This is a genomic window from Mycobacterium sp. E2699, assembly GCF_001666745.1.
In the GTDB taxonomy this organism is placed as follows: Bacteria; Actinomycetota; Actinomycetes; order Mycobacteriales; family Mycobacteriaceae; genus Mycobacterium.
Genome location: NZ_LZJH01000084.1, coordinates 68372 through 83640, shown reverse-complemented (window position 1 = coordinate 83640; position 15269 = coordinate 68372). Strand labels below are relative to the sequence as shown.

The window sequence follows — 15269 nt, the reverse complement described above, 5'->3', positions numbered from 1 at the left end:
GTTAGAAGTCCCAGTCCTCGTCCTCGGTGACGACCGCCTTGCCGATCACGTACGAGCTGCCCGAGCCGGAGAAGAAGTCGTGGTTCTCGTCGGCGTTGGGCGACAGCGCCGAGAGGATGGCCGGGTTGACGTCGGTCTCGTCGCGCGGGAACAGCGCCTCGTAGCCCAGGTTCATCAGCGCCTTGTTGGCGTTGTAGCGCAGGAACTTCTTGACGTCCTCGGTCAGCCCGACCTCGTCGTAGAGGTCCTGGGTGTACTCAACCTCGTTGTCATAGAGCTCGAAGAGCAGCTCGTAGGTGTAGTCCTTGAGCTCGGCGCGCTTGGCGTCGTCGACCAGCGCCAGGCCGCGCTGGAACTTGTAGCCGATGTAGTAGCCGTGCACCGCCTCGTCGCGGATGATCAGCCGGATCATGTCGGCGGTGTTGGTCAGCTTCGCCCGGCTCGACCAGTACATCGGCAGGTAGAACCCGGAGTAGAAGAGGAAGCTCTCCAGCAGCGTGGAGGCCACCTTGCGCTTGAGCGGCTCGTCGCCGCGGTAGTACTGCATGACGATCTCCGCCTTGCGCTGCAGGTTGGGGTTCTCCTCCGACCAGCGGAACGCGTCGTCGATCTCGGCGGTGGAGCACAGGGTCGAGAAGATCGAGCTGTAGCTCTTGGCGTGCACCGACTCCATGAAGGCGATGTTGGTGTAGACGGCCTGTTCGTGCGGGGTCAGCGCGTCCGGGATCAGGCTGACCGCCCCGACGGTGCCCTGGATGGTGTCCAGCAGGGTCAGCCCGGTGAAGACGCGCATCGTGAGTTGCTTCTCGTGGGCGGTCAGCGTTCCCCACGACGGCAGGTCGTTGGACACCGGCACCTTTTCGGGCAGCCAGAAGTTACCTGTCAGCCGGTCCCAGACCTCGGCGTCCTTCTCATCCTGCACCCGGTTCCAGTTGATCGCCGAGGTCCGGTCGATCAGCTTCATGTTTTCGGTCACCAGAACCCCATCTCACCAGCCGGTTTGCCTTTGATATCCAGGCCACAAACACTACCCCTGGGGTACGACAAGGCGCGGCAACACAACCACTTGTGTTCGCCGTGTCGTGGCGTCATTCCAATCCGACCTCTCGCAAGGTGTGCGTGAGGCCGTCCTCGAGGGCGCGCAGCGCGACATCGGTGAGGCGACTGAGTTCGTCGACATCCTCGCCGCCGGTGCTCATCCAGGCCTCGAGCGACGCGAAGACGGCGGTGGCGAGGCTTTGCGCCGCGATGTCGGCGATCATCGCCCCCTCGGCGCTGGGCGCGGAACGCTCGTGGATGAAGCGGCCGATCTCGTCGGCGACCTGATCGCGCATCCGCCGGATGTGGGTGGTGATGATGTCCTGGTCGAGGTCGCGGGACCGGATCGTGGCCGCCTCGCGGACCATCGCGAAATCAAAGGGGAAGGCGTCCATGGCCTTTCGCACCGACGCCGCGATGGGTTCCCCGTGTGGTCGCAACGCCAGGGCGCGGGCGAACCATTCGAAGCCGATGTCGTAATCGGCGAAGATCACCGCGTGCTTGGACGGGAAGTGCCGATAAAACGTTCGCTCGGTGACCCCGACGTCGGCGGCGATATCCGAAACGCTGGTCCGGTGCACGCCGTCGGCGACGAAGCGCTTCATCGCCGCCTGCTGCAGCGCCTGACGGGTGCGCTGTCTACGAGATTCCACGGACCAAGCAGACACCAAATGTCACCATTGACGCAAATATGTCATATGTGACATTGTGCCTGCTGTCGGGGTCACTACCGGAGGAGTCGGCATGGCGGACTATGACGCGATCGTCATCGGGGCAGGTCACAACGGTTTGGTCGCCGCGAACGTGCTGGCGAAGGGCGGCGCGAAAGTGCTTGTCGCCGAACGGGCCAACTTCCTGGGTGGGATGGCCGCGACCCGCGAACTGTTCGACGGGTACAAGCACAGCGTCGGCGCGTGGGCGGTGCTCATCTGGCGCCAGGAGATGACCGAGCGGCTGGAGCTCACCAAGTGGGGCTTCGAGCTGATGGATCAGTGGACGTCGACGTGCACCTTCGGCGACGAGGCCGACACCCCGTTCGTGATGTACAACGACCTGGCACGCATGGCGCGCCACCTGCTCGACGACCACGGCGCCGACACCGCGGCAGCCCTGGGCGCCCTGTTCGCCCACATCGGCCGATTCGCACCGTATTTCGTCGACTCGGCGTTCGGGCCGCCGCTGGACATCGTCGAGGTGATCGCCTCCCAGCCCACACCGGAAGACCGCCACGATTTCGCCCAGATGTGGTACGGCAGCACTATGGACACCGTCCGGCGCTTCCTGGCGCCGGATCAGGCCCGCTGCATCCAGGGCTCGCTGGCGGCGATGTCCATCGACGCCTTCGACGGCGGCCCCTGGACCCCGGGCTCCAACGCGTCGACGCTGTACCACTACCTGATCGGCGGCGGCAACGTCGAGTACATCATGCCGCGCGGCGGCATCGGGGCCCTGAGCGCGGCGCTGTGCCGCCGCGCCGAAGCGTTGGGCGCCGAGGTGCAGCTCAAGCAGCACGTGAAGCGGGTCCTGGTCGCCGACGGCCGCGCCACCGGGATCGAATTGCGCAACGGCACAACGATTTCGGCCGACGCGGTGCTCTCGTCGCTCGACCCCTACACCACCTTCGTGAATCTGGCCGGCGCGCAGAACTTTCCGCCGGACTACATCCGCAAGGTCAAGGAGATCAACTTCAACCTCGGCTACATCCAGGCGCACCTGACCATCGACCAGGCGCCGCAGTGGATCGAGCGGCTGCAGCCGTTCATGCATGACAACGGCCAATGGTGCCCCACCGTCGCGTACGCGCCGTCGCCGGAATACATCAGCGACGCCTGGGAGCAATACCGCAAGGGGCAGCTCCCCGACGCCCCGCCGACCTATCTGTACATCCCCAGCATGGTCGACTCGTCGCTGGCGCCCGAAGGCAAGCACAGCGCAACGATTTTCACGCCCTACTTCCCCACCGGGCTGGACGCGGACGAAAACCGAAGCTGGAAGGAGCAATACGCCGACACCTGCGTGAGAATCTTCGACACGTTCGCGCCCGGGTTCGCCGACTCGATCACCAATCGCGTCGTCTTCTCCAACCGCTATTTCGGCAGCACCTTCAGCGCACACGCCGGCGACTACTCGCACGGCCTGCTGCAGCCCAACCAGCTGTGGACGGGCCGCGTCGTCGAGGGCGCCGACAAGTTCGCCACGCCGGTCGACGGGCTCTTCCTGTGCGGCCAGTGCACCCACCCGGGGCCGGGGGTGACCGGTATCCCCGGCTGGAACGGCGCCGAGGCGGCCCTCAAGCACCTCAACGCCCGCGTCGGATAAGCCCTAGGCACAGCCCGGCGGTTTATGTACCATTTGGTACATGATTACCGTAGACAGCATCGACATCGACGCAGCGCCGCAGGTCGTATGGGACGTCTTCAGCGACGTCGAACGCTGGCCCGAGTGGACCCCATCAGTGACGTCCCTGACCGGGCAGGACGGCCCCACCCTGGCCGTCGGCAGGCGGTTCGCGATCAAACAACCCGGCATGCAGAAGCTGGTATGGCAGGTCACCGAGATCCAACCGGGCGCCTCCTGGACGTGGGCATACCGCGCCCCCGGCGTGCTGGTGACCGCCCGCCACCACGTCACCGCCCTACCCGGCGGCCGGGCGTGCGTGCGCCAGGAGCTCGATCAGCGAGGTGTGCTCGGTGCGCTGGTCGGCCGGTTGACGGTCAAGCGGACCAAGCGCTACCTCAAGCTCGAGGCCGAGGGCCTCAAGGCCCGGTCTGAGCAGCTCAGCCGCGCCCATGGCCCGCACGCCTGACACCGAACGGCGCCGCGAACTGCTGCACGCACTCTTCGACGAGTTCGCCGCCAACGGCATCGGCAACCGTTCGCTCCGCGATGTCGCCGCCGCGATCGGCACCAGTCACCGGATGTTGTTGCACCACTTCGGTTCTCGCGAAGACCTGCTGATCGCGATCGTCGAGGAGGCCGAGCGCCGCCAGCTGGCCCTCGTCCCCGGCCTGCCGCACGATCCGGCCGACGGCTTCGCCGCGATGTGGGCCGACCTTCGTCGCCCCGAACTGCGCCAGCTCGAACGGCTCTTCTTCGAGTGCTATGCGCGCGCCGCCCAGGGCGAAGAGCCGTTCACGCGACTGGTCCCCGGCGCCGTGGACGGGTGGCTGCGCGAGGTCGAGTCGGCCGCCGCCGGTGTCGCCTATGACGGCGCGCTGGCCAGGCTCGGGCTGGCCGTCACCCGCGGCCTGCTGCTGGATCTGGTGGCCACGAATGACGACGCCGGCGTGGACGCGGCCGCGAAGGCCTTCACCGACCTTTTGCAGCGCTGGTCCTGACCGGCGCGCCTCACAAAGCCCGCGACGCGGACCGAACGCCGCGTCGCCCCAGCAGCACGGAGTTGACGACACTCCAGCTGATCAGGGTGCCCAGCGCGATCGAGAACACCGTCGCGACCGCGCTGATCAACGTTGAAAGATCGGCGGGTCCGCCGGTGGCGGCCTGCGACAGCGTCTCGAAGCTCAACGCTCCGGGCACCAGCGACCAAAACGCCGCCAGCACCATCACTAGGGCCGGCGGTGCGTGTTTGAGACGCCCGGCGATCAGCGCAACCGGCAGGACGAGTGCGGCGCCGAGCGCACCCGCGTGCGCCGGGGTCAGAAACAAACTGCCGAGCTTCTGCCCGATCAGTGCCGCCGCGACCGCCAGGGTCAACCAGACCAGCGATCCGCGCGGCGCGGACAGGTAGACGTAGAGCCCCACGCCGATCACCAGGATCGCCACATAAAAACCCCACGGGCCGATTTGCGGCGAGGGTTGCTGGGGTGCGACGTTGCCCACCAGCGCCACGCCGAGCGCCACCCCGAAGACCAGCAGCATCAACTGGACGACGCCGTAGATGAGGCGGCTCGCGCCGGCGATGATCTCCGATCCCGCCAGCTCCATCGCACCGACGGTCAACGCCAGCCCGGGCAGCATCGCCACCAGCGAGGGCGCGATCACCCGCATCAGGCCGTCGTTGGCGGCGTCGGCGACAAACCAGGTGGCCAACACCGTCACGGTCATCGCCGCCAGGGTCGGCGCGATGGCGTTCAACGCCGGAACGAACCGTGCCGCAAGCAGAATCACGCCGACGACCGCCCCGAGAAACGCGTGCCCCCACAGCGACGCCCACGTCGGGTTGATGATCATGCCGAAGCCCAGTGTGGTGATCACGTAGCCGCCCACCGTCAGCAGCGGGTTGAAGCGCGGCGGCATCGCGCGGGCCTCGGCCAGCGCGGCGACCGCGTCCGCCGGCGCGATGGCGCCGAGCGTGGCCAGGCGGGTGATCTCGTCGATGCGTCCGGCAAGATCCAATCGGAAGCCCGCCGGCCTGGTCACGTCGATCTCGTAACTCTCGTTGCCCAACTGGATGAGCATGACCGTCGGCAACACCACGATCCGCACGTCTTTGGTCGTGTAGCGGACGATGACGCGCCGCAGGCGCCCCCGCACCAGATGCGTCGGGTGCATCATCTCGATCATCGCAAGGCCGAGTTCGCGCAGCATCGCCGCGATCTCGCCGTCGTCGAAGGTGTCGGGCGGGGCGATCGGTGGGGGCGATTCTTCGGCGCGTGCGAGCCTTTTCCGGATGGACTGACTACTCCACATAGCGCTTTCGATTGTGTCGCATCGGCGCCCAGGCCTGCGGCCCGACGCCCCGTACGACGGGCGCCGCGGTCAGTTCACGGCGGCCGGCGCCGATCGCTTGGCCGGTGAGCCCTTGCCGACCCCGAAGAACCGGTACTCGTCGGGCTTGAGCGAACGGGTCGCGCGCCAGTACTGCCAGGTGTATCCGCCCCACAGCACCGTGTTCTTGCCGTGTTCGTCGAGATACCAGCTGGCGCAGCCGCCGGTGTTCCACACCGAGTGCGACAGCTTACGTTGCAGCTCGTCGTTGAAGGCGTCCTGCGCCTCGCGGGTGGGGGCGAGCGCCTGCGCGCCCATCTTGTCGCAGGTCTTGATCGCGTCGGCGACGTAGTGGATCTGGGATTCGATCATGAACACCACCGAGTTGTGCCCGAGCCCGGTGTTGGGTCCCAGCAGGAAGAAGAGGTTGGGCACGTCGGCGACGGTGATGCCGCGGTGGGCGCCGATGCCCTCGCGGTTCCAGCGGTCGACCAGGTCCTCCCCGTGCCGCCCCTTGATCTGGACGTAGGTGTAGGAGTCGGTGACGTGGAAGCCGGTGGCGTAGACGATCACGTCCGCCTTGTGCTCCCGGCCGTCGGCGGTGACGATCCCGTCCGGCGTGATGCGGCGGATGCCCTCGGTGATCAATTGGGTCTTCGGGTCCGCGACCGCACCGTAATAGGTGGAGGAGTTCAGGATTCGCTTGCAGCCGATGCGGTAGTGGGGGGTCAGTTTGCGGCGCAGCTCGCGGTCCTTCACCGACCGGCGGATGTTGTATTTGGCGTACGCCTCGATGACCTTCAGCGCGTTGGGCCGCTGGGTCATGCCGTACGCCAGCGCCTCCTGGGCCCAGTAGATCCCCAGCCTCGTCAGTGCGCGCAGCCCGGGGATGTTCTCCATGGCGCGGCGCAGGGCCACCGGCAGGTCCGGGTTGGAGCGGGGCACCACCCAGGGTGGGGTGCGCTGGTAGAGCTGCAGTTCGGCGACCTGCCCGACGATCTCGGGCACGATCTGGATCGCGCTGGCGCCGGTGCCGATGATCGCCACCCGCTTGCCGGTCAGGTCGACGCTGTGGTCCCACTGCGCGGAATGGAAAGCGGGGCCCCGGAATTCGTCGCGGCCCTCGATGTCGGGGAACGCCGGGATGTGCAGCGCGCCCGCCCCGGAGATCAGGAACTGGGCGACGTATTCGCGCCCGTCGGCGGTGAACACGTGCCAGCGGTTCTCGTCGTCGTCCCAGTGGCCGCGATCCACCAGCGAGTTGAAGACGATGTAGCGGCGCAGCCCGTATTTGTCGGTGACTCCCTGCAGGTAGTCCCAGATCTCGGGCTGGTAGGAGAACGGGTTCTTCCAGTCGGGCTTGGGCTCGAACGAGAAGGAGTAGAGGTGCGAGGGGATGTCGCAGGCGCAGCCGGGGTAGCTGTTGTCGCGCCAGGTGCCCCCGATGTCGCCGGCCTTCTCCAGGATGACGAAGTCTTGCCCGCTGAAGCCCTGCTTCTGCAGCGCGATCGCCATGCCGAGACCGGAGAAGCCGGTCCCGATGATCAGGGCGCGGGTGTGCACCGGCTCGTGCGCCTGAGTCGGCTCAACATGTGTCATGGCATCGGTCACGATGGTCGGTCTTCCTGTTGGCTAACGCAAATACCCGGTACCCAGGGTATCGGATGGCACGAGTGTTGACGATCGCCGCGGCGGTGTCAACGTGCCAAAAGTCCTCAGCTCGCGGCGGGCTTGGAGGGCACCACGCTGTGGATCGGCTGGTCAGGGTCCATCGAGATGCCGAGCACTTCCGCCGTGCCGACGATCACACCCATCATGATCGTCGTCAGGTGCGCGACGAACTGGTCCCGCGGCATGCGCCGCGGGCTGTCGGGATCGGGCCCCAACCACCACTCGGTGGCCGAGGCCGCCGAGCCGAACGCCGCGTGCCCGGCCAGCTCGACCGCCGCGGGGTCCAGCTCCATCTCGCGCAGCTCGTTGTCGAACATGTCGGCCACGGCCAGGGTGATGCCGCGGCCCTCCTCGAGGATCTGGGGACTCGCCGCCGAGCGGCCCTGAATGAAGACCCGCAGCACATTGGGGTGCTTGTCGACGAGGATGACGTACTCCTCGACGGCGCGCCGGATCACCTCGCGGGCCGAGTCGGTCTTCAGGTCGATCGACGGGAAGATCGCCCCCCACAGCATGTCGCGCAGCCGCTCGCCGATCGCCTGGAACAGGTCGGACTTGTCGTGGAAGTGCCGGTAGATCTTCGGCTTGGCGGTGCCGGCCTCCTCGGCGATCTCGCGCACGCTCAGGTCGGGACCCAGGCGGTCGATGGCGCGAAACGCCGCCTCGACGATCTCGCCGCGCACCTTCTTGCGGTGTTCGCGCCACCGTTCGCTGCGCGCGTCGACCTTCATCCCTGGCTTCACGCTGGGATGCGGTCTCGAAGGCCGAGGCATTCTCACCACATCAAGCACCATACCGCGTAGGACCCGCTGACCTGGGCGGACGGCGCTCTTGCTGCCGGGCGGTTCACCATCGCAGCATCGGAAACGGCCGTCGTGGGTGGGTGACCGCGTAGCCGGTGAGGCCGCGCACCAGGAAGGCATGAAAACCCAGGTAGGGCAATTCCCGCACGATCCCTTTGACGAACGATCGCTCGAGGGAACCGGTCAGGAGACCACGGCTGACGTCGATGCGGTCGGCAATGCGAAACGCCTCGCTCATCGGGTCGCCGACGGCGCGCAGCTTGTGATGTTCGGTGATCATCCTTCGCGAGTGGCCGACTTCGCCGATGCCGAACTCGCCGGCCAACCCCGACGCGAGGTCGGCCGAGGGCTCCAGGTAGTCGAAGGTGCCCGCGGTCCAGATGCCCAGGTCGTGCACCGCCCATGCGAGCGCGGCCCAGTCGGGCAGGGGGCCGCCCGACAGTTCCTGGTGGTAGGTCAGTCCGCGATAGACATGGTTGCGATACGCGGGCAGGTCAGCACCTAGCGCATCCCTATGGCGCCGCAGCACAGCGTCGACGATGGGGTGAGCGGTGACGGCGTTCATCTGCTACCGGCGCCGCGCTACAGCATGCAGGAGACGCAGCCCTCCACCTCGGTGCCCTCCAGCGCCATCTGCCGCAGCCGGATGTAGTACAGCGTCTTGATTCCCTTGCGCCAGGCGTAGATCTGCGCCTTGTTCACGTCGCGGGTGGTGGCGGTGTCCTTGAAGAACAGCGTCAGCGAAAGCCCCTGGTCCACGTGCTGGGTGGCCGCCGCGTAGGTGTCGATGATCTTCTCGTAGCCGATCTCGTAGGCGTCCTGGTAGTACTCCAGGTTGTCGTTGGTCATGTAGGGCGCCGGGTAGTAGACCCGCCCGATCTTGCCTTCCTTGCGGATCTCGACCTTCGACACGATGGGGTGGATCGAGCTCGTCGAGTGGTTGATGTAGGAGATCGACCCGGTCGGCGGCACCGCCTGCAGGTTCTGGTTGTAGATGCCGTGCGCTTGGACCGATTCCTTCAGCCGCTTCCAGTCGTCCTGGGTGGGGATGCGGATCTCGGCGTCGGCGAACAGCTGGCGCACCTTGTCGGTCGCCGGCTCCCAGACCTGCTCGGTGTACTTGTCGAAGAACTCCCCCGACGCGTATTTGGACTTCTCGAAACCCTTGAAACGCGTACCGCGTTCGATCGCGATGCGGTTGGACGCCCGCAGCGCGTGGTAGAGCACCGTGTAGAAGTAGATGTTGGTGAAGTCGATGCCTTCCTCGGAACCGTAGAAGATACCCTCGCGGGCCAGGTACCCGTGCAGGTTCATCTGCCCCAGCCCGATGGCGTGGGAGTCGTTGTTGCCCTGCTCGATTGACGGCACCGACCAGATGTGGGTCTGGTCGCTCACCGCGGTCAGGGCGCGGATCGCCACCTCGATCGTCTGGGCGAAGTCCGGCGAGTCCATCGTCTTGGCGATGTTCAGCGACCCCAGGTTGCACGAAATGTCCTTGCCCACCTTGGCATACGACAGGTCCTCGTTGAACAGCGACGGCGTGGACACCTGCAGGATCTCCGAGCACAGGTTCGAGTGCGTGATCTTGCCCTCGATCGGATTGGCCCGGTTCACCGTGTCCTCGAACATGATGTACGGATAACCCGACTCGAACTGCAGCTCCGCCAGCGTCTGGAAGAACTCCCGCGCCTTGATCTTCGTCTTACGGATGCGCGCGTCGTCGACCATCTCGTAGTACTTCTCGGTCACCGAGATGTCGGCGAACGGCACGCCGTAGACCCGTTCGACGTCGTACGGCGAGAACAGGTACATGTCCTCGTTCTTCTTGGCCAGCTCGAAGGTGATGTCGGGGATCACGACACCGAGCGAAAGCGTCTTGATCCGGATCTTCTCGTCGGCGTTCTCCCGCTTGGTGTCCAGGAAGCGGTAGATGTCGGGGTGATGCGCGTGCAGGTACACCGCGCCGGCGCCCTGACGCGCCCCCAGCTGATTGGCGTAGGAGAACGAATCCTCCAGCAGCTTCATGATGGGGATCACGCCCGAGGACTGGTTCTCGATGTTCTTGATCGGGGCGCCGTGCTCGCGAATGTTGCTGAGCAGCAAGGCCACTCCCCCGCCGCGCTTGGACAGCTGCAACGCGGAGTTGATCGATCGCCCGATCGACTCCATGTTGTCCTCGATGCGAAGCAAAAAGCACGAGACCGGCTCTCCGCGTTGCTTTTTGCCCGAGTTGAGAAAGGTCGGGGTGGCCGGCTGGAACCGGCCGTCGATGATCTCGTCGACCAGCTTCTCGGCCAGGCCCGTGTCGCCGGACGCCAGCGTCAGCGCGACCATCACGACCCGGTCCTCGAAGCGCTCCAGGTAGCGCTTCCCGTCGAACGTCTTCAGCGTGTAGGAGGTGTAGTACTTGAACGCGCCGAGGAACGTCGGGAAGCGGAACTTCTTGGCGTAGGCGCGGTCCAGCAGCGACTTGACGAAGTTGCGCGAGTACTGGTCGAGAACCTCGCGCTCGTAATAGTTTTCGCGGATCAGGTAGTCCAGCTTCTCGTCCTGGTTGTGGAAGAAGACGGTGTTCTGGTTGACGTGCTGCAGGAAGTACTGCCGCGCGGCGAGAACGTCTTTGTCGAACTGAATCCTGCCGTCCGCGTCGTACAGGTTGAGCATCGCGTTCAGCGCGTGGTAGTCCGTCTCACCGGGCAGCGCGTGCGCGCCGGACGTTACAGGCTCTGCAGTGACCGTTGGTGGCACGTCTGTTCCTTCCAGAATTCAGCCAGGCCCGCGCGGACGGCATCCACGTCGTCCGGGGTTCCCATCAGTTCGAAGCGGTAGAGGTAGGGGACGCCGCACTTGCGGGAGATGACGTTGCCCGCGTAGGCGAATTCGGCCCCGAAGTTGTTGTTGCCCGCGGCGATGACGCCGCGGATCAACGACCGGTTGTGCTCGTTGTTCAAGAAAGCGATGACCTGCTTGGGGACGTAGCCGCCCGCGTTGAGGTCCGGTGTGGCCCGGCCGCCGCCGTAGGTCGGAACGATCAGCACGTAGGGCGCGTCGACCTCGATGCGCCCGTGCAGCGGTATCCGCGTGGCGGGAACACCCAGCTTCTGGACGAAGCGGTGGGTGTTCTCCGACACGGAGGAGAAATAGACCAGGTTGCGCGACTGCACCGCAACCTCCTTACCTGACGTTCTACCGCTGCTGCTCAGGCGCTGAGCGCCGACCCCGCGAGCGCCTTGATGCGGTCGGGCCGGAAACCCGACCAGTGGTCGTTGCCGGCGACCACCACGGGTGCCTGCAGGTAGCCCAGCGCCATCACGTAGTCCCGCGACTCTGCGTCCAGCGAGATGTCGACCTTCTGGTAGGCGAGGCCCTGCTTGTCCAGGGCCTTGAAGGTGGCGCTGCACTGCACGCATGCCGGCTTGGTGTAGACGGTGATGGTCATGGATGCCGCTCCTTTGCGGAAGATGGGAACGTGTCACGGACTGGCAACTGCTGGGGTACTGCAACAAACTGCGTCTTCACTGGTGTTCAGCGGCCCGCCAGACTCCGAGATTCCCGTCGAGCGGCCCTGGGAGCCGAAGGCGCTGCCTTCGACGTCTTCAAGCCGATTAGGGGAGGTCCCCCAAGCCCGGCCGGCCTGGGGAGCCTGGGATCTGCCGGTGCTCGAAACACTACACCTAGTGGCCGACAAGTTGTCCAGATACAAGATGTTCTGAATAACAATTTTGAAATTCCCTGGTCGTAAGGCCTCGACACGACACGCGCCCGGCGTGTCGCAGATCACATCGAGGTCAGGGATGCCCATGCCCACCGGTATAACAGCGGCCACCGACAAGGCCGGAAGCGACCGGCCGGCCGCGCCGCCCTCCGGCCGACCGCCAGCAAAGCGGCCCGGTGACCGGAACGTGGGCGGCGAGCGGCTTGCCGGCTATCGCCGGAGTCAGCCCACTTCCGCGGCGAGCTTGCCCAGAACGTCGCGCACGTTCGCCGTCAGCTCGGGGTGTTCGGCGGGCGCCCGACCGTCGAGCGTCTTGAACGGCACCGACAGCTTGATCGCCTCGACCACGCGAGCGCCCGCGATCCCGAACGACTTGCGGGTCTCGTCGTGCGCCCAAACCCCGCCGTACTGCCCGAAGGAACCCCCGATGACGGCCAGCGGCTTGCCCTTCAGCGCGCTGTCCCCAAATGGGCGGGACAGCCAGTCGATCGCGTTCTTGATGACCGCCGGAATGCTGCCGTTGTACTCCGGCGTGACCACCAGGGCGGCGTCGGCGTCGGCCGCCGCGGCGCGCAGCGCAACCACCGGGGTCAGCGGCGAGGCGTCGGCGGTCATCGCGTCGTCGATCTCTTCGTTGTAGAACGGCAGCTCATGCAGCCCTTCGAAAATCGTGACGGTGACGCCGTCCGGGGCGACGGACCCGGCCAACTCGGCGATCTGGCGGTTGATCGACGCCGCCCGCAAGCTGCCGACTAACGCCAAGACTTTGGTGTCTGCCACTGTTTCGTTCCCTTCGGTCATAGGTCCTCATTCTCGCATGCCCCAACCGGACTCTAGTCCGTTTTATTCCGGCGGCGTTAAAGTGCAGGAGTGAGAGCCGTCGAGCCGTTGGGCGAGTTGCCCGTGTCCGCGCACCAGGAGCGGGGCGATGCGGCGCGCAACCGCGCCCTGTTGCTCGAGGCCGCCCGCGCCCTGGTCGCCGAGCGCGGCGCCGACGCCATCACCATGGACGACGTCGCCGCGGCCGCGGGCGTCGGCAAGGGCACCCTGTTCCGCCGGTTCGGCAGCCGGGCCGGCCTGATGATGGTGCTGCTCGACGAGGACGAACGGGCCAGCCAGCAGGCTTTCCTCTTCGGTCCCCCGCCCCTGGGACCCGATGCGCCGCCCATCGATCGCCTGGTGGCGTTCGGGCGGGAGCGGATCCGGTTTGTGCACACCCACCATGCGCTGCTGTCGGAGGCCAACCGCGACCCCCGCAATCGCTACAACGCACCGGCCACGGTCCTGCGCACCCACGTGCGACTGTTGCTGGCCTCGGCGCACACCACCGGCAATCTGGGCGTCCAGACCGACGCGCTGCTGGCCCTGCTCGACCCGGATTACGTGGAGCATCGACTGGCCGAAGGCGGCCACACTCTCGAGACGCTGGGCGACGCGTGGGAATGCCTGGCGCGCAAGCTGTGCGGGCGATGACGGGCTGGATCCTGCACGTGGACCTGGACCAGTTCCTGGCGTCCGTCGAGCTGCGTCGCCATCCGGATTTGGCCGGGCTGCCGGTGATCGTCGGTGGCAGCGGCGACCCGGCCGAACCGCGCAAGGTGGTCACGTGCGCCTCCTACGAGGCCCGCGAGTTCGGTGTGCATGCGGGCATGCCGTTGCGCACCGCCGCCCGCCGCTGCCCCGAGGCCACGTTCCTGCCGTCGGATCCGGCGGCCTACGACGCGGCCTCCGACGAGGTGATGGGTTTGTTGCGCGACCTGGGCCACCCGGTCGAGGTGTGGGGCTGGGACGAGGCCTACGTGGCCGTGTCGGACCACGACCCCATCGAGGTCGCCGAGCAGATCCGGACGGTCGTCTCGTCGGAAACGGGGCTGTCCTGCTCGGTCGGCATCAGCGACAACAAGCAGCGCGCCAAGGTCGCCACCGGCTTCGCCAAACCGGCCGGCGTCTTCGCCCTCACCGATGCCAACTGGATGACGGTGATGGCGGACCGGCCGGTCGACGCGCTGTGGGGCGTGGGCCCCAAGACGGCGAAAAAGCTTGCGGCCCTTGGCATCACCACGGTGCGGGAACTTGCGCACGCCGACGCGGAGCTGCTGACGTCCACCTTCGGGCCGCGCACCGGCCTGTGGCTGCTGCTGCTGGCCAAGGGCGGCGGGGACGCCGACGTCAGCGCCGAACCCTGGATCCCGCGCTCGCGCAGCCACGTCGTCACCTTCCCGCGCGACCTCACCGATCGGGCCGAGATGGATTCGGCGGTAACGGAATTGGCGCGCCAAGCGCTGGACGACGTGCTGGCCGGGGGGCGGATCGTCACCCGCGTCGCCGTCACCGTGCGGACCGCGACGTTCTACACCCGCACCAAGATACGCAAGCTGCCCGCGCCCACCACCGACGCGCACGAGATCGTCGACGCCGCCCTGCGCGTCCTGGACCTCTTCGAGCTGGACCGCCCGGTGCGGCTACTCGGGGTGCGACTCGAGCTGGCCATGCCGGGATGACACCGGGGCGGGGCGCAGCGCGCGCGTGAAGATGACGTTGACCTGACGCATCGCCACGCTGTAGGGCCACCAGGCCAGCCGCTTGAACGCGTACAGCGCGCGGATGTCCGGCGACGTGTAGATGAGGTACCGGTTCTTTGCCACCCCGGACAGGATCTTCTCGGCCGCCCGCTCCGGCGACACGGCGTGGCCGCTGAAGCGGTCCACCCAGCGCGCGACGCCGGGGTCCTGGCGGTCGACGCCCGCGATCTCGACGGTGTCGACCAGCGGCGTCCGCACCGCGCCCGGCACCACGACCGACACCCCGATGCCCTGGCGGGCCAGGTCGAAGCGCAGCACCTCGGACAGGCCACGCAGCCCGAATTTGCTTGCGCTGTAGGCGGCGTGCCACGGCAACGCGACCAGCCCGGCCGCCGACGACACGTTGACCAGACGCCCGCCCCGCCCGGCGGCCACCATCGGCGGGACGAACGTCTCGATGACGTGGATCGGACCCATCAGGTTGATCGCGATCATCTTGCTCCACTGCTCGTGGGTCAGCCGGTCTACGGTGCCCCACGCCGATACGCCGGCGATGTTCAGCACGACGTCCATGCTCGGATGCCCGGCGTGGATGTCGGAGGCGAACGCCGCCACCTGGTGGTAGTCGGAGATGTCGAGCGTGCGGTGCACGGGCACCCGTGCGCCGAGGGCGCGGGCGTCGGCCACGGTCAGCTCGAGGCCGTCCGCGTTGCGGTCGGTCAAAAAGAGCTCGGCGCCCTGCGCCGCCAACCGCAGGGCGGTCGCGCGGCCGATGCCGCTGGCCGCCCCGGTGACCAGGCAACGCTTTCCCTCGAAGTACCGCTCAGCCGCCTTCCCCGCCATGGCCGTGAC

At 66.9% G+C, this 15269-nt stretch carries 16 protein-coding genes; 5 read left to right on the top strand and 11 right to left on the bottom strand.

What is annotated here, in order from left to right; translation table 11 throughout:
- Position 1: 1 nt before the first annotated feature.
- Entirely contained in the window at positions 2 to 976 is a 975-nt protein-coding gene (gene nrdF, locus A5696_RS14605; protein ID WP_197516981.1) for a class 1b ribonucleoside-diphosphate reductase subunit beta, read from the bottom strand.
- 112 nt (positions 977 to 1088) lie between these two features.
- Positions 1089 to 1691 carry a TetR/AcrR family transcriptional regulator gene (locus A5696_RS14600; protein ID WP_156738398.1) on the bottom strand — a complete coding sequence of 201 codons (603 nt, stop codon included), beginning with the start codon at positions 1689 to 1691 and terminating at the stop codon, positions 1089 to 1091.
- 91 nt (positions 1692 to 1782) lie between these two features.
- Here A5696_RS14600 and A5696_RS14595 point away from each other — a divergent pair, with 91 nt between their 5' ends.
- Genes A5696_RS14595 through A5696_RS14585 form a run of 3 tightly spaced genes read left to right on the top strand, consistent with a single transcriptional unit; the run spans position 1783 to position 4376 of the window.
- Positions 1783 to 3357 (top strand): NAD(P)/FAD-dependent oxidoreductase, encoded by a 1575-nt coding sequence (locus tag A5696_RS14595; RefSeq protein WP_067879933.1) that lies wholly within the window; start codon positions 1783 to 1785, stop codon positions 3355 to 3357.
- Positions 3358 to 3397: 40 nt separating this feature from the next.
- Positions 3398 to 3844: an SRPBCC family protein gene (locus A5696_RS14590; protein WP_067879930.1), complete on the top strand. Its 447-nt coding sequence runs from the start codon at positions 3398 to 3400 to the stop codon at positions 3842 to 3844.
- Entirely contained in the window at positions 3828 to 4376 is a 549-nt protein-coding gene (locus A5696_RS14585) for a TetR/AcrR family transcriptional regulator (RefSeq protein ID WP_067879927.1), read from the top strand. The genes A5696_RS14590 and A5696_RS14585 overlap by 17 nt, the downstream gene beginning before the upstream one ends.
- A gap of 10 nt (positions 4377 to 4386) precedes the next feature.
- Here the strand turns inward: A5696_RS14585 and A5696_RS14580 are convergent, their stop codons facing one another.
- The 8 genes from A5696_RS14580 to A5696_RS14545 form a co-directional block, all read right to left on the bottom strand.
- Complete coding sequence (locus tag A5696_RS14580; protein ID WP_067879924.1) at positions 4387 to 5688, bottom strand: threonine/serine exporter family protein; 1302 nt, start codon at positions 5686 to 5688, stop codon at positions 4387 to 4389.
- Between the two features lie 69 nt (positions 5689 to 5757).
- Positions 5758 to 7305 (bottom strand): NAD(P)/FAD-dependent oxidoreductase, encoded by a 1548-nt coding sequence (locus tag A5696_RS14575; protein ID WP_082969026.1) that lies wholly within the window; start codon positions 7303 to 7305, stop codon positions 5758 to 5760.
- 116 nt (positions 7306 to 7421) lie between these two features.
- Positions 7422 to 8150, bottom strand: coding sequence for a TetR/AcrR family transcriptional regulator (locus tag A5696_RS14570; RefSeq protein WP_067879918.1), 729 nt, complete (start codon positions 8148 to 8150; stop codon positions 7422 to 7424).
- Positions 8151 to 8223: 73 nt separating this feature from the next.
- The gene (locus A5696_RS14565) at positions 8224 to 8745 is read right to left on the bottom strand and encodes a hypothetical protein (RefSeq protein WP_067879915.1); all 522 of its coding nucleotides are present in this window, start codon (positions 8743 to 8745) and stop codon (positions 8224 to 8226) included.
- A gap of 17 nt (positions 8746 to 8762) precedes the next feature.
- Entirely contained in the window at positions 8763 to 10928 is a 2166-nt protein-coding gene (nrdE, locus tag A5696_RS14560; protein WP_082969025.1) for a class 1b ribonucleoside-diphosphate reductase subunit alpha, read from the bottom strand.
- Positions 10898 to 11344 carry a class Ib ribonucleoside-diphosphate reductase assembly flavoprotein NrdI gene (gene nrdI / locus A5696_RS14555; protein WP_067879909.1) on the bottom strand — a complete coding sequence of 149 codons (447 nt, stop codon included), beginning with the start codon at positions 11342 to 11344 and terminating at the stop codon, positions 10898 to 10900. The genes nrdE and nrdI overlap by 31 nt, the downstream gene beginning before the upstream one ends.
- 35 nt (positions 11345 to 11379) lie before the next feature.
- Positions 11380 to 11619 carry a redoxin NrdH gene (locus A5696_RS14550; RefSeq protein ID WP_067879906.1) on the bottom strand — a complete coding sequence of 80 codons (240 nt, stop codon included), beginning with the start codon at positions 11617 to 11619 and terminating at the stop codon, positions 11380 to 11382.
- A gap of 498 nt (positions 11620 to 12117) precedes the next feature.
- Positions 12118 to 12696 carry an NAD(P)H-dependent oxidoreductase gene (locus tag A5696_RS14545; RefSeq protein ID WP_067879901.1) on the bottom strand — a complete coding sequence of 193 codons (579 nt, stop codon included), beginning with the start codon at positions 12694 to 12696 and terminating at the stop codon, positions 12118 to 12120.
- 69 nt (positions 12697 to 12765) lie between these two features.
- On the opposite strand from A5696_RS14545, the gene A5696_RS14540 reads away from it, so the two are divergent.
- Positions 12766 to 13368 (top strand): TetR/AcrR family transcriptional regulator, encoded by a 603-nt coding sequence (locus A5696_RS14540; RefSeq protein WP_067879898.1) that lies wholly within the window; start codon positions 12766 to 12768, stop codon positions 13366 to 13368.
- The gene (locus tag A5696_RS14535) at positions 13365 to 14396 is read left to right on the top strand and encodes a DNA polymerase IV (protein WP_067880000.1); all 1032 of its coding nucleotides are present in this window, start codon (positions 13365 to 13367) and stop codon (positions 14394 to 14396) included. The genes A5696_RS14540 and A5696_RS14535 overlap by 4 nt, the downstream gene beginning before the upstream one ends.
- On the opposite strand, the gene A5696_RS14530 is transcribed toward A5696_RS14535, so the two are convergent.
- Complete coding sequence (locus A5696_RS14530) at positions 14358 to 15260, bottom strand: SDR family oxidoreductase (protein ID WP_067879895.1); 903 nt, start codon at positions 15258 to 15260, stop codon at positions 14358 to 14360. The two genes, A5696_RS14535 and A5696_RS14530, sit on opposite strands and share 39 nt — an antisense overlap.
- Positions 15261 to 15269 lie beyond the last annotated feature (9 nt).

Excerpts from the sequence above, each read along its gene's own strand:
- A5696_RS14595 (WP_067879933.1), top strand. The coding sequence starts at position 1,783 with ATGGCGGACTATGACGCGATCGTCATCGGGGCAGGTCACAACGGTTTG.
- A5696_RS14590 (WP_067879930.1), top strand. The coding sequence starts at position 3,398 with ATGATTACCGTAGACAGCATCGACATCGACGCAGCGCCGCAGGTCGTA.
- A5696_RS14585 (WP_067879927.1), top strand. The coding sequence starts at position 3,828 with ATGGCCCGCACGCCTGACACCGAACGGCGCCGCGAACTGCTGCACGCA.
- A5696_RS14580 (WP_067879924.1), bottom strand. The coding sequence starts at position 5,688 with ATGTGGAGTAGTCAGTCCATCCGGAAAAGGCTCGCACGCGCCGAAGAA.
- A5696_RS14575 (WP_082969026.1), bottom strand. The coding sequence starts at position 7,305 with ATGACACATGTTGAGCCGACTCAGGCGCACGAGCCGGTGCACACCCGC.
- A5696_RS14570 (WP_067879918.1), bottom strand. The coding sequence starts at position 8,150 with ATGCCTCGGCCTTCGAGACCGCATCCCAGCGTGAAGCCAGGGATGAAG.
- A5696_RS14565 (WP_067879915.1), bottom strand. The coding sequence starts at position 8,745 with ATGAACGCCGTCACCGCTCACCCCATCGTCGACGCTGTGCTGCGGCGC.
- A5696_RS14550 (WP_067879906.1), bottom strand. The coding sequence starts at position 11,619 with ATGACCATCACCGTCTACACCAAGCCGGCATGCGTGCAGTGCAGCGCC.
- A5696_RS14545 (WP_067879901.1), bottom strand. The coding sequence starts at position 12,696 with ATGACCGAAGGGAACGAAACAGTGGCAGACACCAAAGTCTTGGCGTTA.
- A5696_RS14535 (WP_067880000.1), top strand. The coding sequence starts at position 13,365 with ATGACGGGCTGGATCCTGCACGTGGACCTGGACCAGTTCCTGGCGTCC.
- A5696_RS14530 (WP_067879895.1), bottom strand. The coding sequence starts at position 15,260 with ATGGCGGGGAAGGCGGCTGAGCGGTACTTCGAGGGAAAGCGTTGCCTG.